The sequence below is a fragment of the Streptomyces sp. NPDC002306 genome (assembly GCF_053593435.1).
In genome coordinates, this window is the sequence record NZ_JBSFCK010000004.1 from 126,455 (window position 1) to 147,735 (window position 21,281).

The 21,281-nt window shown below is 68.9% G+C and carries 20 protein-coding genes; 9 read left to right on the forward strand and 11 right to left on the reverse strand.

All coding sequences use genetic code 11. The features are described from left to right. The first annotated feature begins 31 nt into the window (after window positions 1-31). Window positions 32-1,036, forward strand: coding sequence for a helix-turn-helix domain-containing protein (locus ACWCQK_RS10755; RefSeq protein WP_451154146.1), 1,005 nt, complete (start codon window positions 32-34; stop codon window positions 1,034-1,036). 165 nt (window positions 1,037-1,201) lie between these two features. On the opposite strand, the gene ACWCQK_RS10760 is transcribed toward ACWCQK_RS10755, so the two are convergent. The 3 genes from ACWCQK_RS10760 to ACWCQK_RS10770 form a co-directional block, all read right to left on the reverse strand. Then, on the reverse strand, window positions 1,202-1,873 hold the full coding sequence (locus ACWCQK_RS10760) for a beta-glucanase (protein ID WP_451154148.1): 672 nt from the start codon (window positions 1,871-1,873) through the stop codon (window positions 1,202-1,204). Between the two features lie 192 nt (window positions 1,874-2,065). After that, window positions 2,066-2,785: a DinB family protein gene (locus ACWCQK_RS10765; protein WP_451154150.1), complete on the reverse strand. Its 720-nt coding sequence runs from the start codon at window positions 2,783-2,785 to the stop codon at window positions 2,066-2,068. Between the two features lie 229 nt (window positions 2,786-3,014). Then, window positions 3,015-3,710: a type 1 glutamine amidotransferase domain-containing protein gene (locus ACWCQK_RS10770; RefSeq protein ID WP_451154620.1), complete on the reverse strand. Its 696-nt coding sequence runs from the start codon at window positions 3,708-3,710 to the stop codon at window positions 3,015-3,017. Between the two features lie 449 nt (window positions 3,711-4,159). Between ACWCQK_RS10770 and ACWCQK_RS10775 the strand changes: the two genes are divergently transcribed. Continuing rightward, entirely contained in the window at window positions 4,160-5,845 is a 1,686-nt protein-coding gene (locus ACWCQK_RS10775; protein WP_451154152.1) for an FAD-dependent oxidoreductase, read from the forward strand. A 154-nt stretch (window positions 5,846-5,999) separates the two neighbouring features. Here the strand turns inward: ACWCQK_RS10775 and ACWCQK_RS10780 are convergent, their stop codons facing one another. After that, a complete protein-coding gene (locus ACWCQK_RS10780; RefSeq protein WP_451154154.1) occupies window positions 6,000-7,154 on the reverse strand; it encodes an alpha/beta hydrolase in 1,155 nt (384 codons plus the stop codon). A gap of 209 nt (window positions 7,155-7,363) precedes the next feature. Between ACWCQK_RS10780 and ACWCQK_RS10785 the strand changes: the two genes are divergently transcribed. From ACWCQK_RS10785 to ACWCQK_RS10795, 3 genes are all read left to right on the forward strand, one after another. Then, window positions 7,364-7,519 (forward strand): hypothetical protein, encoded by a 156-nt coding sequence (locus tag ACWCQK_RS10785; RefSeq protein ID WP_451154156.1) that lies wholly within the window; start codon window positions 7,364-7,366, stop codon window positions 7,517-7,519. A 115-nt stretch (window positions 7,520-7,634) separates the two neighbouring features. Next, window positions 7,635-8,717 carry a MerR family transcriptional regulator gene (locus ACWCQK_RS10790; protein ID WP_451154158.1) on the forward strand — a complete coding sequence of 361 codons (1,083 nt, stop codon included), beginning with the start codon at window positions 7,635-7,637 and terminating at the stop codon, window positions 8,715-8,717. 248 nt (window positions 8,718-8,965) lie between these two features. After that, entirely contained in the window at window positions 8,966-9,205 is a 240-nt protein-coding gene (locus tag ACWCQK_RS10795) for a hypothetical protein (RefSeq protein ID WP_451154160.1), read from the forward strand. A gap of 39 nt (window positions 9,206-9,244) precedes the next feature. Here the strand turns inward: ACWCQK_RS10795 and secY are convergent, their stop codons facing one another. From secY to ACWCQK_RS10815, 4 genes are all read right to left on the reverse strand, one after another. Beyond that, on the reverse strand, window positions 9,245-10,555 hold the full coding sequence (gene secY / locus ACWCQK_RS10800) for a preprotein translocase subunit SecY (RefSeq protein WP_451154162.1): 1,311 nt from the start codon (window positions 10,553-10,555) through the stop codon (window positions 9,245-9,247). 397 nt (window positions 10,556-10,952) lie between these two features. Further along, window positions 10,953-11,408, reverse strand: a complete 456-nt coding sequence (locus ACWCQK_RS10805) for a MarR family winged helix-turn-helix transcriptional regulator (RefSeq protein ID WP_451154164.1) — start codon at window positions 11,406-11,408, stop codon at window positions 10,953-10,955. A gap of 247 nt (window positions 11,409-11,655) precedes the next feature. Further along, on the reverse strand, window positions 11,656-12,723 hold the full coding sequence (locus ACWCQK_RS10810) for an LLM class flavin-dependent oxidoreductase (protein ID WP_451154166.1): 1,068 nt from the start codon (window positions 12,721-12,723) through the stop codon (window positions 11,656-11,658). Between the two features lie 119 nt (window positions 12,724-12,842). Further along, window positions 12,843-13,403, reverse strand: a complete 561-nt coding sequence (locus ACWCQK_RS10815; RefSeq protein WP_451154168.1) for an NADPH-dependent FMN reductase — start codon at window positions 13,401-13,403, stop codon at window positions 12,843-12,845. Between the two features lie 120 nt (window positions 13,404-13,523). Between ACWCQK_RS10815 and ACWCQK_RS10820 the strand changes: the two genes are divergently transcribed. Next, on the forward strand, window positions 13,524-14,039 hold the full coding sequence (locus ACWCQK_RS10820; protein ID WP_451154170.1) for a MarR family winged helix-turn-helix transcriptional regulator: 516 nt from the start codon (window positions 13,524-13,526) through the stop codon (window positions 14,037-14,039). An 88-nt stretch (window positions 14,040-14,127) separates the two neighbouring features. Here the strand turns inward: ACWCQK_RS10820 and ACWCQK_RS10825 are convergent, their stop codons facing one another. Beyond that, window positions 14,128-15,042 (reverse strand): NmrA family NAD(P)-binding protein, encoded by a 915-nt coding sequence (locus ACWCQK_RS10825; RefSeq protein WP_451154172.1) that lies wholly within the window; start codon window positions 15,040-15,042, stop codon window positions 14,128-14,130. A gap of 101 nt (window positions 15,043-15,143) precedes the next feature. Between ACWCQK_RS10825 and ACWCQK_RS10830 the strand changes: the two genes are divergently transcribed. Then, the gene (locus ACWCQK_RS10830; protein WP_451154174.1) at window positions 15,144-15,776 is read left to right on the forward strand and encodes a TetR/AcrR family transcriptional regulator; all 633 of its coding nucleotides are present in this window, start codon (window positions 15,144-15,146) and stop codon (window positions 15,774-15,776) included. Between the two features lie 40 nt (window positions 15,777-15,816). Here ACWCQK_RS10830 and ACWCQK_RS10835 read toward each other — a convergent pair whose 3' ends face one another. Next, window positions 15,817-16,443 (reverse strand): TMEM175 family protein, encoded by a 627-nt coding sequence (locus ACWCQK_RS10835; RefSeq protein ID WP_451154176.1) that lies wholly within the window; start codon window positions 16,441-16,443, stop codon window positions 15,817-15,819. 213 nt (window positions 16,444-16,656) lie between these two features. Here ACWCQK_RS10835 and ACWCQK_RS10840 point away from each other — a divergent pair, with 213 nt between their 5' ends. Together ACWCQK_RS10840 and ACWCQK_RS10845 are read left to right on the forward strand one after the other, a co-directional pair. Beyond that, a complete protein-coding gene (locus ACWCQK_RS10840; RefSeq protein ID WP_451154178.1) occupies window positions 16,657-17,724 on the forward strand; it encodes an NAD(P)H-dependent flavin oxidoreductase in 1,068 nt (355 codons plus the stop codon). A 234-nt stretch (window positions 17,725-17,958) separates the two neighbouring features. Then, window positions 17,959-19,650, forward strand: coding sequence for an alpha-keto acid decarboxylase family protein (locus ACWCQK_RS10845; protein WP_451154180.1), 1,692 nt, complete (start codon window positions 17,959-17,961; stop codon window positions 19,648-19,650). An 11-nt stretch (window positions 19,651-19,661) separates the two neighbouring features. Here ACWCQK_RS10845 and mdlC read toward each other — a convergent pair whose 3' ends face one another. Next, window positions 19,662-21,233 carry a benzoylformate decarboxylase gene (mdlC, locus tag ACWCQK_RS10850; protein ID WP_451154182.1) on the reverse strand — a complete coding sequence of 524 codons (1,572 nt, stop codon included), beginning with the start codon at window positions 21,231-21,233 and terminating at the stop codon, window positions 19,662-19,664. Window positions 21,234-21,281 lie beyond the last annotated feature (48 nt).

The window sequence follows — 21,281 nt, forward strand, 5'->3', positions numbered from 1 at the left end:
GCTGTGGGCCAGGGCTCAGGGAGGGGTATCCGTGGCACTTGAGGTCGCCGGGGTCACCCCCGAGGAGGAGTCCGTCTACCGGGAGCTCGTGACGTCCGGACCTTCCACGGCCGCGGGCGTCGCCCTGCGCTCCGGACTGACGCCGACGCGAGCCCAGCACATCCTCGACTCGCTGGCGGCCAAGGCGATGGTCAGCCATACGGCCAGGACTCCCCCGGTGTACCAGGCCACGCCCCCGGAGGTGGCACTGCTGCCCCGGCTGCGGCACAGCGCCGACGTCCTCGACCAGGCCCGGCACGAGGCCGCCGCGCTGATCGAGGCCCACCGGGACACGATGCGCAGGCACGACGCGGGCCAGCTGGTCGAGGTGATCACCGGCGCGGAGGCCCTGCGCCAGCATCTGCGGCAGATCCAGAGCAGCGCCCGGGAGGAGGTCCTGTGGTTCTGCCGGGCCCAGTACGTCGCGATGCCCTCGGGCAGCAACGCCGAGGAGTACGAGGCGCTCGCCCGGGGCGTCCGCTACCGGGTGCTGTACGAGAAGGCGTTCTTCGACGACGAGGGCGCGGTCGAGAACGTGGTGACGGGCGTACGCGCCGGGGAGATGGCCAGAGCCGTACCGCAACTCCCGCTGCGCCTGGCCATCGCCGACCGCTCCGTCGCCCTCTTCCCCCTGGTGGCCGGCGGACCTGACGGCAGCCCCGAAGAGCCCACCACGGCACTCGTCCGGGACAGCAACCTGCTCGCCGCCCTGGTCGCCCTGTTCGAACGCTACTGGGAGACCGCCGTCCCCCTGGAGGTCGACGACACCGGCACCATCTCGGGCACCGACGCGGCCGGCTCGCCCGACTCACTCGCCTCGGCCGACCGCAAGCTGCTGTCCCTGCTGGTCGCGGGAGTCACCGACAAGGCGATCGCCTCCCAGATGGGGCTGAGCCGGCGGACCGTCCAGCGCCGCATCCAGAGCATGATGGAACGCGCCGACGCCTCCACCCGTATGCAACTCGCCTGGCAGGCGGCACGCCGAGGATGGCTGTGAGCCGGCGTCGGCACCCCTCACGGCGCACTCCAGGCGGTTTCTGTCTCCGAGAGCCCTTCGCGCTTCCGCACCAAGGCGTCGCGGGCCGACCGAAGTCAGCGGTGCCGGGGCGGCCTTGAAGTCCGGGAGGTCCGACGCGGTCATGGAGCCGGTCCGCCGTGCGCGTCAGCCGCCTGCCGGCGAAGCCCCGGCGCGGTGCACGACCAGGCTCTCCACCTGGTAGGACAGCTCGGTGACCGCGGGGTCGGGGGCCGGGTGATAACGGCCCGCGCAGACCGAGAGGTTGACGATGAGATAGGCATGCCAGTCGGAACCGACACCCACCCCGTCGGCGAAGACGCGTCTGCCGTTGAGCGACCAGACCACGCTGCGCCTGCCGAACGTCACACTCAGATCGACGACGCCACCGGGGCGTACGGCCTCGTCGCGTACGTATCGGTGGCCTTGACGTACGTGGTTGCTGAGCTCCAGCAGGTCGGGGTTGTCCGGGTGGTACTCGAACACGTCCACCTCGTTGCCCCCGTCCCGCCAGGTCCAGATCGCGGGCCACGCACCGAGCCCGATCGGCAGCCGCACCCTGGCGTCCAGGCTGTCCCCGGTACGCACCATGAACCCGTCCGCGCTGCCCTCGGTGGTCAGCAGGCCCGCGTCCCACAGGCCGTCGGCTCTGCGCGTGGCGCGGAACGTGCCCGTACGGCAGTGTCCTGGATCAGCGGTGAGGTGATCCAGCTTGTTGTCGCCCGGGTTGGTGGGGCCACCATCGGGATAGGCCCAGGAACGCCCCGCCACCCATTGCTGCTCAGAGGCGAAGTCCGCTGTGAATACGACGACGCTCACGCGAAGACCCCCTCGGTACCGGCGCATACCGGCGACACGTCAGCGACCTGCCGACGACAGCATCACCCGCGGGAGTTCTCCCCCGAGGCACACCGGCCATGCCCTTTCCCCCACGACACGGCGCGTGTTTCACCCGGGTGAGTGAAGGACCGCACCTGCACGCCCTCGCGCCGCGCTCCGGCCCGTCCGGATCTATCGGGAAGTGGTGAAGCGGGACTGCCACAGGTCGCGGAGCAACGCGATCTCGGCCATGTGGTGGATGAATTCGAGGTTGGACCCCGACAGCACGTCGATGAAGGGGTCGTCGGGGTCGGAGCCGTACGGGTACTGGGAGAAGCCGACGGTGTCGAGCTGCTCGTCGGTGACGGCGGCGACGCTGTCGCGCCAGCGGTCGATCACGGCCCAGAACCGGTCGAGCGCCACGGCGGCGGAGGGGGTGAAGTCGACCAGCGTCTTCGGCTCATGCCGTCGTTCACCGAAGGCCCACTCCCATCCACCCGCGAAGCCGAAGTGAAGGTGCCCCAGCCGCCACGCGATGGTGGAGACCGGCGTCCGGTCAGGCTCCGGTGTACTGGTGTGGGCGAGGACCTGCTCGACCCGCTCGACACTCACACTCCAGTCGGCGGCGATCTTGTCGACGGTCATGCCACTGGCGGCCTGCCGGGCGACCTCGGCGTATTCGTTCGCCGGAATGTCCGCGGCGCCCAGGTCGAGCACCCACTCGCCCGGCCCGAACGCCCTGGGGGTCGCCGCCTCGTCCCGGCGCCGGATCGACCAGCAATCGGGGACCGGTTCCCACAGATACTCCTCGTCACCGAGCCCCGTCAGCCGCACCTGGGCCATCTCCCTGGCCTTGTCGAACTGGTCGAGCAGGAGGCTGAGACGATCGGTTCGCGTGCCCGCGGGCTCCATGCCTGACTCCCCTGACGGTGGTGTCTCGTACTCCAGTACGTTCAGGCGGAAGTTATCGGCTCAGCGCGCGCGACGCGACCGATTTCCGCGCGCGACACAGCCCCGCCCCGGCCCCTCCGGGCGACGCGCCCCGGCTCGCGGGCCGGCGCACGAGCTACTGCGGGTGGGCCGATCGTTGCACCGACCGTCACGGACTCGCGTCCGCTGATCAGACAGAACGTGGTTCAGCTCAGGAGAGCAGCGGCAGGACCTTCTCCGCCAACGGGCCGGACGACGCCGGGTTTTGACCCGTGTACAGGGTGCGGTCCACCACCGTGTAGGGCTCCCAGACAGGACCTCGCGAGTAGTCCGTGGGCAGCTTCTTGAGTTCGTCCTCCAGGAGCCATTTCGCCTTGTCGGCGAAGCCCACGCCGGCTTCCTCGTCATTCGTGAAGCCAGTGACGCGATAGCCGGCGAAGGGTGTGGCGCCCGTCTCGTCCCGCGTGGCCAGGAGAGCGGCCGGAGCGTGACAGACGATGGCCAACGGCTTGCCCGACGCGAGTGTCGCCTTCAGGAGAGCACCGCAATCGCTGTCGACAGCCAGGTCCTCCATGGGGCCGTGTCCGCCTGGAAGGTAGAGGGCGTCGTAATCCTCCAACCGCACGTCGTGCAGAGCGATGGGGTGACGCAGTTCCTCTGCTTCCTCGATGACTTCTTCTTCCTTGAGGGAATTCTCTTCACCACCGGCCATACCGGGACGCAGACTCATCGTGTCCACGACGGGTACAACGCCTCCCGGGGTGGCGACGGTGATCTGATGACCCGCCTTCGTGAACAGGCTGTAGGGAGCCACGAACTCCTCGGCCCAGTACCCCGTTGGGTGCCGATGGCCGTCCTTGAAGGTCCAGTAGCTCGCGCCGGTCATGACGAACAGGATCCTGGCCATGAAAATCTCGCCTCCACTGGCTGGGCGGTCAGCAGACACCGCCACGGTAACGATCATTGCCAGATTGAGCTCGCTATGAAGTAATAACGTACCGTCCCGCACATCCCCCGGCAAGTTTCCTGGGTATCCACGGATTTCCCCGGCACACCCTGTCGCTGCTATTCAGAATTGGCACGCACCTTCCATAGGCACCGAAATTGAATACCGAAATGGAATAGGCCTTCCGACCCGTCGCGTCTTGAGTGAGACCGCCTCGGGCAATGCGCGCGGCCCGAGCGACAACTAGACTGGTGGGTCGAGAGGTGCGGCGCATCAGCCGGCCGGGCGGCGCGCGGCCCCTTTCACGGCTGGTCGCACACCTCGCCCCGCCACCGCCCTGGAGAGCGCCAAGGGCGACTCGGACCGGCCGCCTCCATGAGGTATCACGGACATCGCGAGCGGTGAGCCACATGACGAACGACGAGGACATTCTCACCACGGCGGATACGGAGACCGCCTTCCCGAAGCTGGTCGATGCGCACATCGCCTGTGTACGGGCGTACGGGCAGGAAGAGCGTCTGGAACCGGGCCAAATTCTCTACGACCGCGGCTCTCAGGACTTCGACTTCTACCTGGTCCTCGACGGCACCATCGACGTGTATCACCAGGGCAGGCCCGGCGAGTCCCTCGAGCAACGAATTATCACGGTGTACTCCGCCAGGGAGTTCACCGGGGAACTCTCACTACTGAACAGGCAGAAATCGCTCGTGCAGGCGGTGGCACGTGAGGCGTCCACGGTCATCCGGCTGCGCCCGCCCCAACTGAGGCGACTGATCGCGAACGAGCCGAATATCGCTCGGATAGTCCTGCAAGCCTTTATCCTGAGACGCCTCAGGTATATTCACCTGGGGCTGGGAACGGTATTGCTCGCGGGCCCCAGCGCCTCCGGCGACATGCTACGGATTCGCAGTTTCCTGGAACGCAACGACTATCCGGTGCGCCAGATCGATACCGAGAACGCCGATGCCGATGAATCCCTCTGTGACTACGCGCTGGAAAAGGTCACACAATGGCCGGTGGTCGTATGCCGGCCAGGCGTGTTCATGGAGAACCCGTCAACCGCTCAGGTCGCCGCGTGCCTCGGTATCAGGGAGACGATCGACGACACCGGTACGGTCGATGTCGTGGTGGTCGGCGCCGGCCCGGCAGGCCTGGCCGCGGCGGTGTACGCGGCCTCCGAGGGACTCAGTACCGTCGTGTGCGAGGCCACGGCACCGGGAGGCCAGGCCGGCACGTCCTCGATGATCGAGAACTATCTCGGGTTCCCTCTCGGTATCAGCGGGCACGAACTCGCGGCGCGCGCACAGGTCCAGGCACGCAAGTTCGGCGCGCGCATCGCGGTCCCCCGCACCGTAGTGGGGCTCGACTGCGCCCAGGCGCCGTTCGTCCTGCACCTGAGCGACGGCGAACAACTCTGCGCCCGGACCGTGGTCGTCGCCACCGGCGCTCACTACAGGCGGCTCGAACTGCCCGAACTCCCCCGGTTCGAGGGCAACGGCGTGCACTACGCCGCCACCGCCCTGGAGCGATCCTTCTGTGTGGGCGAGGAGGTCTTCGTGGTCGGCGGAGCCAACTCCGCGGGCCAGGCGGCGGTGTTCCTGTCGCAGAGTGCCGCGCATGTCCACATGCTGGTGCGCCGCCCGGGACTGTCCACCACCATGTCCCAGTACCTCCTCTCCCGTATCGAGGCATCACCGAAGATCTCCGTACACACCCGAAGCGAGGTGGCCGAGTTCCAGGGGACCGAGCACTTGGAGGCTGTTCGGTGGCGGAGCGCTGTCAGCGGCGAATCAACGGTGCACCCCGCGTCCAGCGCCTTCCTGATGCTCGGCGCCGTACCGAACACGACCTGGCTCAACGGATTCCTGGAAACCGACGGCAAGGGCTTCGTGCACGTGGGCGGCGACGTCACGAACACGTCCGCCTTCCCCCGTGGCCGTCGGCCCATGGGGATGGAGTCGTCCGTCCCGGGGGTCTTCGCCGTAGGTGACGTGCGTTCGGGATCGGTGAAGCGTGTCGCCTCGGCCGTGGGAGAAGGCTCCGTCGTGATCTCCTCCGTGCACCAGGCCATCACCGCCATGCGGGCCAGACGGTGAGCCGAGGGGGCGGTGCGGCGCCGGACGCACCGCCGACGGTACCCAAGACCTTGGTACGGGTCTTGGGTACCGACACCGCGCTGACGGCTGGTGCGGTCAGCTCACCACGCCGGGCGGCGGGACAGTCGGGTACGGAGGCTGTGCCGCGGTCCTGTTACTTGCCGCCCGCCGGAGCGGTCGGGGCGTAGAGGGCCTCGTGCAGGGCTTCCGTGGTCTGGGCGACGGCGTCCTTGTTGGACCGGGTGTCCCGGAGCGCGTCGAGCATCATGAAGTCGTGGGTGACACCGCTGTAGTGGGACGAGGTCACCTGCACCCCGGCCTGCCGCAGCTTGGCCGCGTAGGCCTTCGCCGCGTCCTCCAGCACATCGGAGTCGGTGATCACCAAGGCGGGCGGCAGGTCGCGCAGTTGGGAGACGGTGGCCTTCAGCGGCGACGCCAGCGGGTTGGCGCGGTCGGCGACCCGGGGCGCGTAGGCGTCCCAGAACCACTTCATGGCGGGCCGGGTCAGCCAGCAGTTCTCGGCGTAGCGGTGGTAGGACGCCGTGTCGAAGTTCGCGTCCGTGACGGGGTAGAGCAGGACCTGCTGCCGGAAGTGCGGGCCTCCGCGCTCCTTGGCCATCATCGTGACGGCGGCGGTCATGTCACCGCCGACGGAGTCACCGGCCACGGCCAGCCGGTCGGAGTCGACGCCGATCTCGCCACCGTGGTCGGCGACCCACTTGGCGACGGTGTACGCCTGCTCGATCGGGACCGGGAACTGGGCCTGGGGCGACGGGGTGTAGTCGACGAACACGACCGCTGCCTTGGCCCCGTTGGCGATCTCCCGCACGAGGCGCTCGTGGGTCTTGAAGTTGCCCAGGACCCAGCCACCGCCGTGGATGTAGACGATGCCGGGCAGGTCACCCTTGGCTCCGTCAGGGCGGACGATGTGCACGGACACCGGGCCGGTCGGACCGCCGGGCACGGTGCGCTCGCTTATCTGCGCGGGCTGCATCGCGACGGGACCGGCCTGAAGTTTGTCCAGCACCTCACGTGCGGCCGGGTAGGACAGGTCGTACAGCGGCTTGCCTCCCGCGGCGGCGAGGCCGTCGAGGAAGTCCTGGTCGATCTTCTCCAGCTTCTGCGCCGGATCGCCGCACGGCACGTACTTGGCCTCGGTCTTGGCCGCGCCGGTCAGGTCCTGGCCGGTTTCGCTGCCGGCACGCTCGGTACCGCAGGCATTGAGCGTCGTGGCGGCGGCCACCAGGAGCGCTGCCACCGCGGCGCGGCGCAGGCGCCGGTACTTGGACACGGCTCGGGACGAATTCATGCGGATTCCCAACCTGAACGTAGGACGGCCCCCTCCTCGCTGTCAGCCTGAGGGGGCGGCCATGAGTCGACCAGCCGGGTTAGGCCACCCGGGCGGCACCTCGGCCGGAGCGGGCTGATGTCCCGCGGAACAGGGAAGGGGGCGGGCACCGGCGGACCGCTGTCGTCACGGGTGGGAGCGGTCGCTCGGCGTGTTCTAGGTTGGCCCGTATGAGCGTGTGGGGGCGGCGGACCTATCCGTATGTGGGGCCGACGGATCTGAAGGATGCGGTCCGTCCCGGAAGCGCGGGCCGCCGGATCGGATCGTCGGCCGACTTCGACGACTGGGTGGCGGAACGATCGGCGGCCCCGCTGAGCCGTGAGTGACGTCAGCAACCACTCGACCGGGAACCGTCGCCGGGTCCTCGGTTGACCTTCACCTTGGGGGAACCCACAGCATCGGTGGGGCCGGGCGATGTGCCCGGCATGAGGAGGAGCGAGCATGGGGTTGCTGACCATCGGGGCGTTCGCGAAGGCGTCCCGGCTGTCGCCGAAGGCACTGCGACTCTACGACGAACTCGGTGTGCTGCGCCCCGTCCGCGTCGACCCGGTGAACGGCTACCGCCGTTACGCGCCGGAGCAACTGGAGCAGGCACGGCTCGTCGCCTGGCTCCGACGCCTGGGGATGCCCCTGGCCCGCATCCAGCGCGTCTGCACGCTGGAGGCCGGGCCGGCGGCTCAGGAGATCCGCGCGTACTGGTCCCAGGTAGAGGCCGACACCGCCGCACGGCGGGACCTGGCCGCCTTCCTCATCGACCACCTGTCATGGAAGGACCCTGCCATGTCCTCGACCGCCAAGCCCCTCGGTATCCGCTACGCCGCGCTCTCCGACCCGGGGCATGTCCGCGCGAGCAACCAGGACACCGTCTACGCCGGGTCGCGGCTGCTCGCCGTCGCCGACGGCTACGGCACCGCGGGAGCACCCGCGAGTGCCGCCGCCGTCGACGTGCTCAAGCGCCTCGAAACGGACGGCATCCCGGCCGGCAACCTCCTCGACGTCCTCGAAGACGCCGTCGAACAGGCCGAGCGGGCCGTGCACGGCGTCGCCGGGACCGGCACCGCGTCGGAGGAGGCCGGTACGACGCTGACCGCGATGCTCTGGACCGGGTCACAGCTGGCCCTCGTCCACATCGGCGACTCCCGCCTCTACCTCCTGCGCGACGGAGGGCTGTTCCAGATCACGCACGACCACACCATGGTGCAGTCGATGGTCGACGAGGGGCGCCTCAGCCCGGAGGAGGCCGCCTCCCATCCACAGCGCTCGTTGTTGGTGCGAGCCCTCGGACAGGGATCCGACGCCACCGCCGACATACGCCTGCACGACGTCCGACAGGGAGATCGGTACCTGCTCTGCTCCGACGGCCTCTCGACCGTCGTACCGACCGGGGAGATCCGCCGCGTGCTCTCGGAGGTCGGCGAACCCGAGCGGGCCGTACGCGAACTCGTCGCCCTCGCCAACGGCTCAGGCGGTCCCGACAACGTGAGCTGCGTGATCGCCGACGTGATCGAGCCGCGGCAGGCGTAGAAGGGAACCGCGGCAGGCGTAGAAGAGAGCCGTAGTCAGGATGACTCGCTCCTGATCCACGCTCAGGAGCGCGTCTCCCCGGCAAGGACGTCCGCGTCACTCCCGCGATCGCCCGGCCGTCCGGCTCGACCACCTCTGTGACGGTCCGTTGGGGACGTGTTCACCTGCCGCCGCTACCAAGGTGGAAGACATGGTGGACGCGGGGCAGGCCGTCTCGTGTCACGGGGCTCGCGATGACGGGGGAACACATGAGGGTTCGCCGCACGACCGCGCTCGCCGGGCTGGCCGTCGCGGGCACGCTGCTCCTCGCGGGCTGCGCCGACCGCAGCGAGGTCGTCACCTGGACCGACGAGCACGGCAGAGCCTGTACGGGTGTCGCCGTGGTCGACTCGGACGACGGTGACCGCGAGGTCACCAGCATCGACTGCGACTACCCTCCGGCGGGCCGGACACCCGGCGACACGACGTGGAAGCCGCTGCCGGACTGAACGCTCGAGCGCGGTGCGACCGCGTCCCGCCTGCCCGGCTCATCGCAGGAAGCCCTCGTAGTTGTGCTGCTCGATCTGGCTGTTGATCTGCTTGACCGTCTCCAGGCCGACACTCACGATGATCAGGATGCTCGTTCCGGTGAGCTGATTGGCGCCGCCGAAGCTGGCGAACGCCACGGTGGGCACCAGCGCGATCAACCCCAGGTAGAGCGACCCCGGCCAGGTCAGCCTGTTGAGGACATAGCTCAGGTACTCGGCCGTGGGACGGCCCGCCCGGATACCCGGGATGAAGCCGCCTGCCTGTCTGATGTTTCCCGCCACCTCCTCCGGGTTGAAGGTGATCGACACATAGAAGAAGGCGAAGAACACGATCAGGAGGAAGTACGCGACCACGTAGAACGGATGGTCACCGCGGACCAGGTTGTTCGTGATCCAGGTCGCCCAGCCGGACTTCGAGTGCGAGAACTGAGCGATCAGCGCGGGGAGGTACAGGATGGACGAGGCGAAGATGACGGGCACGACACCGGCCTGGTTGACCTTCAGCGGAATATAGGTCGCCGTTCCACCGTACGACTTACGACCGACCATCCGTTTCGCGTACTGGACGGGGATACGACGCTGGGCCTGTTCCACGAACACGACCAGGCCGACCATGGCGAACCCGACGAGAAGGACGATGCCGAAGCTGAGCCACCCGCCGGCGATCTTGCCCTGTAGCTTCACGGCCCACAGCGCGGACGGAAGGGTGGAGGCGATGGAGATGAAGATGAGCAGCGACATTCCGTTGCCGATGCCCCGGTCGGTGATCAGCTCGCCGAACCACATCACGCAGGCCGTTCCCGCGGTGATCGAGACCACCATCACCACGGTGATGAGGATCGAGGTGTCCGGCACGATGCCCGCCGCCGACGGACAGCCGGGGAACAGCGCACCGGTACGGGCGGTGGCGACCAGGCCCGTGCCTTGCAGGACCGCCAGCGCGACCGTCAGATAGCGGGTGTACTGGGTGATCTTCCCCTGCCCGGCCGCGCCCTCCTTCTTCAGGGACTCCAGCCGGGGAATGACCACGGTCAGCAGCTGAAGAATGATGCTCGCCGTGATGTAGGGCAGGATGCCCAGCGCGAAGACGGTGATCTGCAGCAGAGCCCCGCCGCTGAACGCGTTGACGAGGCCCAGCAGGCCGCTGTTGCCCGCGGCCGCCGCATCCACGCAGGCCTGGACACTTCTGTAGTTCACCCCTGGGATGGGCACGTGCGCCCCGATGCGGTACAGCACGATGATTCCGAGCGTGAAGAACAGCTTCTTACGCAGGTCAGGGGTCTTGAACACCCGGGCGAACGCGCTGTGCAAGGGTTCCTCCTTCGCCCCTGCGCCGGTACGCAAAGGTGACAGTCCGTCAACCAGAGCGCGAGAGGTCAACGCAGATCGTTCACGACGCCGCAGACGCCGGTGGACACCGGCGAACACCAGTCGGCACGCGCGGCACGCATGCTCTGAACAGGCGATATCACTCAACGGCCTGCGACAGGCACCATCCTCGAACGGGCACACCGGTCCAGCAACCGGAGCGCGCCGTGGCGGTCACCCCTGGCGCACCGGACGCCGGACCCGGCGGTGGAGACGCTCATGTGGAGCCGCGCGGCGATCCCGGCGTGCGCCCACGCCTGCGTCGATCGGCCGTTCGGCCATTCGGCGGCAAGCAGTCCGGCAGTCGGCCCCGAAGGGCGAGCGCCGTCAGTCCTGGTTCCTACCGGGGAGCTATGCGCTCCAGTACCTCGGCGGCCGCGGCGATGTCGCAGCCCTCCAGCCTGGAGAAGATATGGCGGCGCACGCTCGCCAGGTTGGTGGGCCAGGCCTGCTTCAGCTGCGTCCACCCGGAATCGGTGAGGACGGCGAGCCACGCCCTTCCGTCGTCGGACGACTTCTCACGCAGGACGAGTGACCGCCCTTCGAGGCGGCTCACCACTCTGGTCATGCCACTCAGGGACAGCCCGCACATGTTGGCCAGCTCGCTCATGCGCAGTTGGTCGTCCGGCGCCTCGGAGAGATGTACCAAGACCATGTACTCGGTGGTGGAAATCGGGAGTTCCTCGAGCATGTCCGCGTCGACGGTGCGGGGCAGGAGGGCCATGACCCTGCCGAGCGCGCGCAGGAACGCCTCCTCGTCACGATCGAGAGGCTTGATCGTCGTCGCGTCTGCCATGGGCCCAGTGTAATTGGCCGCACCAGGTCGCAAATGAGGCACGTATACGCCTTGCCCGTTCTGGACACCTGTCACGAGAGGGCGAGCCTCAGCACGTGGACGTAGGCGCGGGAATTTTCCTCGACCCGTTTTGGACGACGGCGCGCGGGCCCACGGGAGCGGCTTCGCCGTGAGCCCCACCGTCCCGTTCCGAGGGCCGGGCCGAGGAAAGCCGGGCCGGGCCGGGCCGGGCCGGGCCGGGAAAGGCTCAGGCCGATGCCGCCATCTCGCGCACCAGCGGCGCCACCTGAGTGCCGAAGAGCTCGATGTTCGTCATCAGCGTCTCGTGCGGCAGCCCGTTCATTCCGTACTTGAGGTCGAAGCGGGTCGCGCCCAGCGTGCGGAGCGTCGCGGCGATCTTCCGGGCCACGGTTTCCGGGGACCCCACGTACAGGGCTCCCTCGGGGCCGACGTCCTGCATGAACTGCTCGAAGGTCGGCACACGGAATCCTCGCTGCCGGGCCACCATGCGGATCGTGCTTTCGTAGTACGGCCAGAACTGCTCGACCGCCTCGGCGTCCGTCGCCGCCACATGGCCCGGGGAGTGCACGCCGACCGGCCGCGCCGGCTGCCCGAACTTCTGGAGTGCCTCGCGGAAGAGTTCGGAGAAGGGGGCGAACCTGGCCGTCGGTCCCCCGATGATCGCGAGCATCAGTGAGAAGCCGTGGCGTGCCGTGCGCACGACCGATTCGGGGCTGCCGCCCACGCCGATCCAGGTCGGTATCGTCCCGGACTCGGTGTGCGGATAGACGGACAGGCCCGCCAGGCTCGCCCTCGTAGTGCCCGACCAGGTGACGGGTTCTTCCTTGAGGAGGCGGGCGAACAGATCGACCTTCTCCTCGAAGAGCCGGTCGTAGTCGCCGAGGTCGTAGCCGAACAGCGGGAAGGACTCCGTGCTCGAGCCACGGCCGAGTATGACCTCCGCCCGGCCCTGGGAGACCGCGTCCAGCGTGGCGTAGCGCTGGTAGACGCGGACGGGATCGTCCGAGCTGATGACCGTGACGCCCGACCCGAGGCGAATGCGTGTGGTGCGCGCCGCGATCGCGCCGAGCACCACGTCGGCCGCCGAGAGCGGCATCCAGTCGGTGTGGTGCTCCCCGATCGCGAAGTGGTCGAGCCCCACCTCGTCGGCGAGGACCCCTTCGTCGACGAGGTTGCGGATCGTCTGCCCGTGGGACAGCGGACGGCCCAGGGAATCGTTCGTCACGTCTCCGAAGGTGTCCAGCCCGAGAGTGATCCGGTGCGGGTCCGCCGGAAGGGCGGAACGGTTCGTCATGACAGGTTCCTTGCCTGGAACGGGGCCGCCCGAGATGGGTGCCGGGCGGCCGTGGAGCGCGGACGCTCCCGCGCCGGTCCGGGCGCGGGAGCGAGGCCGCGATGAGGCGGTGCGCAGGGTCAGTTGGCGCGCAGGGGGGCGAGCGCGTTGCTCCAGGCGATGACCTCGTTGAGGGTCGTGGTGAGCGTGTCCCGCTGGCCATCGGCCGGCTTGAAGTCGCTGAAGTTCTCGAAGTCGGTGAACAGCGAGAGCGCCACCTGGGAGCGGACGTCCGCCAGGTACAGCTCTCCGGCGATCAGGCGCAGGTGCTCGACGGCACGCGTGCCTCCGGTGGAACCGTAGCTGACGAAGCCGACGGCCTTGTGGTTCCACTCCGCGAAGAGGAAGTCGATGGCGTTCTTCAGCGCACCGGGGACCGAGTGGTTGTACTCGGGCGTGACGATGACGAACCCGTCGAAGGAGGCGATCTTCGCCGCCCAGGTCTGGGTGTGCGGCTGGGTGTACTGGCCCATCGCGGGCGGGAACGCCTCGTCGAGCAGCGGCAGCTTGTAGTCCGCCAGGTCGACGAGTTCGAACTCCGCGTCGGTGCGCTGGACGGCGTGCTCCAGCACCCACTGGGCGACGGCCGCGCCGTTGCGGCCCGGGCGGGTGCTGCCGAGGATGATGCCGATCTTGGTCATGAGGTTCCTTACATGCGGTGATCGCCACAGAGGATCATTAGTTGCTCGGTCAAGCACATGCTTGACTAGGCAAGTAAATGCATCGACTCCTTGACTTGTCAAGGAACTACAGTGAGAGGCATGCCACCACACACGCGCCACCCGCAGCCCCTCGACCCGCGCGAAGAGGCGCTCATGCGTGTGCTGGGGCAGGTGATGATCGCCCTGCCGCGGTTGATCGACACCGACATGGTCGGCGAGGGACAGCTGCCGCTGTCCGAGTACCAGCTGTTGATGCAGCTTTCCGAGGCTCCTCAACGACGGATGCGCATGAGCGAGCTCGCCTCCGCCTGCAATCTCTCGCTGAGCGGACTGACCCGGGTGGTGGCGCGCCTGGAGACGCGTGGGCTGGTCCGGCGCGACCGGTGCGCCGAGGACGCACGCGGCTGGAACGCCGTCCTGACCGCCTCCGGACTCGCCCGCCTGGAGCAGGCCTGGCCGACACACCTAGCCAGCGTGCGGCGGCACGTCTTCGACCACCTGACCGGCCAGGACCTGACGGAACTCAGCGCCGCGCTGCGGAAGATCGCACACCCGAGGACTCCCGCGCCGTCGAGATCCGCGGCCGCGAGGAAGGCGTCGCGGGGGCCGGCCTGACCGAACGGGCCCGCCCGGGTCACCGACGACCACTCGGGCATCGGCGGGGGTGGCACCGCGCGCGGCCCGGACCCCGGAGCCGTGGTGGTCAGCCGAGCTGCTCCAGGAGTTCCTGGCGGTGCGCGGCGGCCCACGCGGCGAAGCGGAGGGGTTCGCGGCCCAGCAGGTCCTGGACCGTACTGGTGGTCACCGCGGAGTAGTCCATGCGGCCCTCGTAGGTCTGTCGCAGCCAGATGAGCGCGCTGGCGGCGTAGGCCGCGTCCATGTCGGACGGCGCGATGTCCAGCCCCGTCTCGACCAGGCGCTGCAGATCGTCCGGGGTCAGGATCAGGGAGGGGATCTCGCGCCCCAGGGCGGCGGAGAGGGCCTCGGCCACCTCGGCACCGTTGAGGAGATCGGCGGACAGGTAGTAGTCCTGGCCCGCGTGCTTCTCCGGCCCTTCGGCCAGGACCTTGGCCACGACCGCGGCGATGTCGTCATTGGCGATCCAGCCGACCCGCTTGTCCCCCATGGGCCAGAGCATCTGGCCGTCGCGCAGGCGGTTGATGCCCAGCAGGTTCTCCATGAACACGTGCGGATGCACGTTCGCCCAGGCCAGCCGGGATCCGGCGATGTAGCGCTCCACCAGCTCGTGCCAGGCGAAGTGGGGGTCGGTGGAGCGGTTGTCGCCGAACACGCCGAGGTGCACGACGAAGCTGACGCCGGCGTCCTCGGCCGCGTCCACCAGGGTCTTGGTCTGGTGGGTCATGGCCGAGGTGTAGCCGGTCATGAGGAAGACGCGGTCGATGCCCTCCAGCGCGCCGGGGAAGGTGTCGGGGTCATCGAGATCGATCCGGACCGCGTCCTTGCCGGCCTTGATCCACTGTTGCACCGTCTCCCTGCTGCGGGAGGCGCGCACCGGGACGACGTGCCCGGGTATCTCCTCCAACGCCTGCACGACCGCCGCTCCGGTACGACCGGTGGCCCCGAGGATCAGTACGCGCGGGGTGTCCGACTTGGGCATCCGTCTCTCCTGACGTCATACGACAGCACTCGCTGTCGAATGACACGATAGTGAGCGCTGTCGTATGCTCTGTCAAGTCGACATGAGACCGGAGGAAACCCGTGCGTACCTGGACCGAGGACGACCCCAAAGCACGCCTGATGGCGCGCAAGCGCGAGGCGATCGTCACTGCCGCCCTCGCGGCCTTCCTCGACGAGGGCTACAGCGGCAGCTCGGTGAACCGCATCGCCGCGAGCGCCGGCGTGTCCATCACCACCCTGTACCGGCACTTCGACAGCAAGGACGATCTCTTCGTCGCCGTCATCCAGAAGGCCTGCGGCACCGCCGCACAGACCGCGGAACCCGGGTGGTTCGACCTGGCACCCCTGGAGGGCCTGACGGAGGCCGGTGCCGAGCTGCTCCAACACAGCCTGGCCAAGGAGCAGTTGGCGCTACAGCGAGTGGTGGTGCGCGACGCGCAGCGCTTCCCCGAGCTCGGCAGCCGCTACCAACAGGAGATCCTCGGCAACCGCCTGGCCCTGTTCACGAACTACCTGTCCCGCTGGCCTGCGGAGCTGCGCGCCAAGGTCGGCGACCCCTCGCGGGCCGCGCACGTCTTCTCCGCCCTCCTCCAGGCCGAGTTCATGGACACCGCCCTGCTCGGCGGACCGGTTCCCGACGCGACCGCCGTCCGCACACGCTCCCAGCAGGCCGCCGCCGACCTGCTGGTCCTCATCGAGGCCGGCCGACTGTGAACCCGACGAGCGGCCACGCGGACGAGCGGGACCGCCGACCTCAGGTATGTGCGTCGCGCTCGCGACGGGCGAGGAGGTGGTGCGCGGGGATCACGGCGAGCCACGTCAGCATGGCGGCCTTCGTGTCGTAGAGGGCGACAGGGATGGACACGGAGAAGATCGCGGCACTGGCGACGAGCTGCGCGGTGAACCTTCGACGGTCGCCGAACGCGGGTGCCGTGGATGACGGGTGCGCCTGTCGCTGAGTGAGCAGCAGCACGGCGACATGGACGGCGTCCACGGCGGCGATGGTGCCCGCGTAGAGCGCGATGGTCTCGGGGTGTGCCGAGTATTCGGCCAGGAGCACGGTGGGAAACGGCAGTACCGCCGCCAGCCCGAGCCCGAGCAGCGTGAGACGGGTGACCAGGGGGCCGACAGCGGTCAGCGGCGCGAGGATGCGGCGCTGGTCGCGCCAGAAGCCGGCGAGGACGGCGAAACTGAGTGCGGCGGCACCGAAGTTGGGCCAGGTCTCCCGCAGCGCCTGATGAAACGCGCCGCTGTCCAGGTTCGGCGGAATCCGCAAGTCGAGTACGAGCAGCGTCATCGCGATGGCGTAGATGCCGTCGGACAGCGTGATCAACCGGTCGGTACCGGACCGGGACATCGCCTCCGCACGCGCATCCGTCATACGGCAACATTACGGGCGGACAGGGACCCTCGGACGGTCCAGGTCGCCGGTCGTCACCCCATCGATGAACCGACTGGTTCACGGATGCCGGCTTGATGAACCGACCGGATCAGGCCGAACGAGAAAAACCACCCAGTATGGGAAAATTGACCCAACAGTTCTCGCGATGACACGGCGATCGAAGTGGCCCGGATCTCGGCAAGGAGCCTGGCGATGACAGGACGGCAACGAGCACGCACGTTCTGTGACAGGTTCGGGATGCGGCTGCCGATCGTCCAGGCGCCGATGGCGGGGTCCTCCCCCGCGGACCTCGCCGTGGCGGTGGCACAGGCCGGGGGGATGGGGGCCGCCGGGGTACTGCGGAGCACGCCGGTCGAGATCGCGGCATGGGTGGACCGGTTCAGGTCCCGAGCCACCGGCGCCTTTCAACTGAACGTCTGGATTCCCGAGCGGAGCGGCCCCGATCCGGAGACGCGACGGCGTCTCGTAGCGGACGCACGGGCGTTCCTGGGCCGGTTCGGCGCTCCGGGCCGGCCGTCGGGGCAGGCCGCTCCGCCCGTGTTCCAGGACCAGTGTGAGGCCATGCTCGCGGCCCGCCCGACCGTGGTCTCGTCCATCATGGGTCTCTTCGAACCGGCCTATGTACGCCGCCTCCACGACGAGGGCATCGCCTGGTTCGCCTGTGCCACCACGCTCGACGAGGCGCTCGCCGCCCAAGAGGCCGGCGCGGACGCGGTCGTGGCCCAGGGAATGGAGGCGGGCGGCCATCGTGGCTGCTTCGACCAGGAGAAGGCCGAGCAGACCGATGTCGGACTGTTCGCCCTGCTTCCCTGGTTCGCCGATCACCTGCGGGTGCCGATCGTGGCCGCGGGCGGCATCGCCGACGGCCGCGGAGTGGCCGCCGCGCTGACCCTGGGCGCCAGCGCGGTCCAGGTGGGAACCGTCCTGCTGCCCTGCCCGGAGACAGGCACCAGCGCGGAATGGACAGCTGCGCTGAGCGGTCTGGCCCCGGACGCCACGATGACCACCCGCGCCTACACCGGACGGCTGGCCAGGGCGGTGGCCACCCCCTATGTCACGGCGTGGAGCGAGCCCGGCGCGGCGGGACCCGCACCGTTTCCGGATCAACTGCGACTCGTCGACGAGTGGCGGCAGGGTGGCACGAGCGGCGTCGACCGCGCCAACCACTGGGCCGGTCAGAGCGCCGCGCTGGCCACCGCGAAGCCGGCGGGCCAGGTGGTCGCCGACCTGTGGCACGAGGCCTCCGCGCTGCTGGCTTGACGGCCACACGGCCACCCATGACACCCCGTCCCGGAACGCGACATCCGGGGCGGGCTCGCTCTGTTCAGGACCGCATGCTCGGCCGCGCGCGTCTCAGGTGGCGACCGTCCAGGGAGAGGCGTTGACTTGAAGGGGTGGCATAGGGCGCAAGCGAGCGGCGGAGGGCGTAGCGGCCGACGGCAGACACGTCTCCGCCTCGGCGCTCCGCGCCAACTCGTCGAAAGAAGGCCGATCATGCCGGACGACCCGTCGAGGACGACGATCGGCGAGTTCCTGCTGCGCCGCTTCCGTGAAGCGGGGGTGACCCATCTGTTCGGTGTCCCGGGCGACTTCAACCTCGGACTCATGCAACAGCTGGAGGACGCGGGTGACCCGGTGTGGGTCGGCACCTGCAACGAACTGAACGGGGCCTACGCCGCTGACGGCTACGCGCGGCTGAACGGTCTCGGTGCCGTCGTCGTGACGCACGGAGTCGGTGCCCTGAGCGCCATCAACGGCGTCGCCGGCGCGTACAGCGAACACGTACCGCTCATCTGCGTGACGGGATCGCTGCCGCGAGTGGTGAGCGATCGCGGGCTGTTGATGCACCACTCCTTCGCGGACGGTTCGCAGAACGCGTTCCTGCGCGCCTTCGCCGAGGTGACGGCGGCCCAGGCACAACTGACACCGCAGAACGCCGTGCGGGAGATCGACCGACTCCTGGACACGGCCTGGCGGTTGAAACTGCCCGTGTACATGGAGGTCCCGTCGGACATCTCCTATCTCGAAGTGCCCGCTCCCGAGGGGCCGATCGACATGTCGCTGCCCGCCAGCGACCGGGAGCGGCTCCGCTCGGCGTCGGGTGCCGTCGTCCGGCGGCTGGCCGAGGCGCAACGGCCCGCCATCGTCGTCGACCTGGACGCCGACCGCTTCGGTGTGGGCGACCTCGTGACCGCCCTGAGCGACCTGCGGGGCATCCCTGTGGCCACGGTGAACACCGCCAAGGGCGTCATCGACGAAGAACACCCGACCTTCTGCGGCAGTTACCCGGGCAGCCCGACGGCCCGCGAGATCGTCGAGAACAGCGACTGCGCTGTGGCGATCGGCTACCGCAACATCGATTCGACCACGGGATTCTTCGCGTCCCGGCTCCCGCAGAACACGATCGACGTCCGCGCCTACTCGGTGGACGTGAACGGCGTGAACTACCAAGCGGTGACACTACGTGACCTACTGGCCGAAGTCGTCCGGATGCTGCCGGCCACCGCCATCGCGAGCCGGGCGGCCTACCCCGCGCCGACCGCGGAGCAGAGCCCACCGGACGAGGAGGGACGTCTGACCCAGTCGGCACTGTGGCGGGCCGTCCAGGGGTTCCTGCGCGAGGGCGACGTCATCATCGCCGAGGACGGCACGGCGGTCGCGGGCTGCGGCGGACTGAGACTTCCGCGGGGCTGCACCTTCGTCACCCAGGCGGTGTGGGGATCGATCGGTTACACGGTGGGCTCGTTGCTGGGCACGCTCATCGCGGCACCCGAACGGCGTCACCTGCTGTTCGTCGGCGACGGTTCCTTCCAGCTCACCGCCCAGGAGCTGTCCACGATCCTGCGGCACGACCTCAAGCCCGTGATCTTCCTCATCAACAACCGCGGGTACACGATCGAGCGCACGATCCTGGGGAAGGACGCGCGGTACAACGACGTGGCGAACTGGAACTACGCGGGACTTCCCGAGGTGCTGAAGCCTTCCGGCAACGCGCGGAGCTTCGTCGTCGAGACGGCCGACGAACTGGACCACGCCCTCACCACGCACCACGACGGCCTGGTCTTCATCGAACTGCGGATGGACATGTTCGACGCCCCGGCCGACCTCGTCCGAGGAGGCCACAAGTCGGCCGCGCTCGACTACGGCCCGCGTGGCCCCCAGGCACGGCCGGGCACCGAGATCTGAGCGGCCGCCGGTCAGCTCTGGAGGACCTCGACGAGCCGTGGTCCGGTCGCGGTCATGCCCTGCCGTACGTACTCGGTGAGGTCCTCCAGCGACTCGGCACGGTGCACCTCGAGGCCGTAGCCGCGGGCGATGTCCAGGACGCCGAGGCCGGAGATGTCGAGGTACTCCCCCTTCGGCACGTGCAGGAGCTCGGAGAACTCCTCGAGCGCGCGGTACTTGGTGTTCGTGCAGACCACGAAGGTCACGGGTACCTGGTGGCGCATCGCGGTCCACAGACCGGACGTGGTGTACTGCATGGCGCCGTCGCCGAGGAGGGCGACGACGGGGCGCTCCGGGCAGCCGAGTTTCAGTCCGATGGCCGCCGGGAGACCCCAGCCGAGCCCGCCTGCGGCCGGGTAGAACAGCGACTTGGGCCTGCTGATGGTCAGGCGGTCGCGCGCCAGGTCGGCCGAGGTCCACTCCAGCGCGATGACCGTGTCGTCGTTCTTCCCCCGGTCGATCGCGTCCAGGATCGCCTCGGTCGTGAAGTGCGGTCCACCGGTGTCGGCCTCGGCGAGGGTGCGCGTCGGCGGCCAGGGACGGTCGCTCTCGGCGACGGTGGCGGCGACCCGGACGAGCGCGTCCGAGGGATCGCCGACGGAGATGTGCCCGAAGGGCGCGCGTGCCGCCTCGTCGGGGTCGTCGGTCACCGCGTACACGCTGATGCCCGGGGCCAGGAAGTCCTCGTCGCTGGGCGCGTGGTAGCGGAAGACCGGTGCTCCGAAGCAGACCACGACGTCGTACGACGCGAGTACGTCGGCGATGGCGCCCGCGGAGGAGGGCAACTGCCCCTGATAGCAGCGGTGTCGGGTGGGGAACGGCGCGCGGGGCGGGCTGGGCGCGATCCAGACGGGCAGGTGGGCCCGTTCGGCCAGCTCGACGGCGGCCTGGAAGCCTTCCTCGGTGTCGGCACCCGGCCCGAGCACCAGGGCGGGCGATGAGGCACCGTCCAGCGCCGCGACCAGCGCGTCCAGGGACCGCTGCGGCACCACCGGGTCTCCGTGCGTGGTGCGGTCGAGCAGCAGCCGCAGCGCGTTGTCCTCGGCCGGTTCGGTCCAGTCGTCCAGCGGCACGGACAGATAGACGACACCCCGGGGCGCGGAGTCGGCGAGCATCAGCCCCTTGGACACCAGGGCCGGGCCGTCCTGGGGACGCAACGGCTCACCGGACCACTTCACCAGCGGGTCGCAGAGCTTGACGGGGTCCACGTTGGTGAGCATCGCGCCGACCGGCACGTACCGTCGCGACTGCTGGCCGGCCATGACGACCATCGGCGTGTGGCAACTGGCCGTGTTGGTCATGCACCCCATCGCGTTTCCGGTGCCCGACGCGGCGTGCAGGTTGAGGAATCCGGTCGAGTCGGAGGCCTGGGCGAAACCGTCCGCGATGCCGATCGCCGCGCCCTCCTGCAACACCAGGTAGTACGGGATGTCATCCGGAAGCCCGGTCAGGAACGACAGTTCGTTCGATCCCGGGTTGCCGAACACCGCCTTCACCCCGTGATGACGGAGGATGTCGTAGAAAGCGTCGCTGACGGTCGCCACAGGATGCCCCTTGTCAAAAGTCGGTGCGGTCACACTCTGGCCGATATG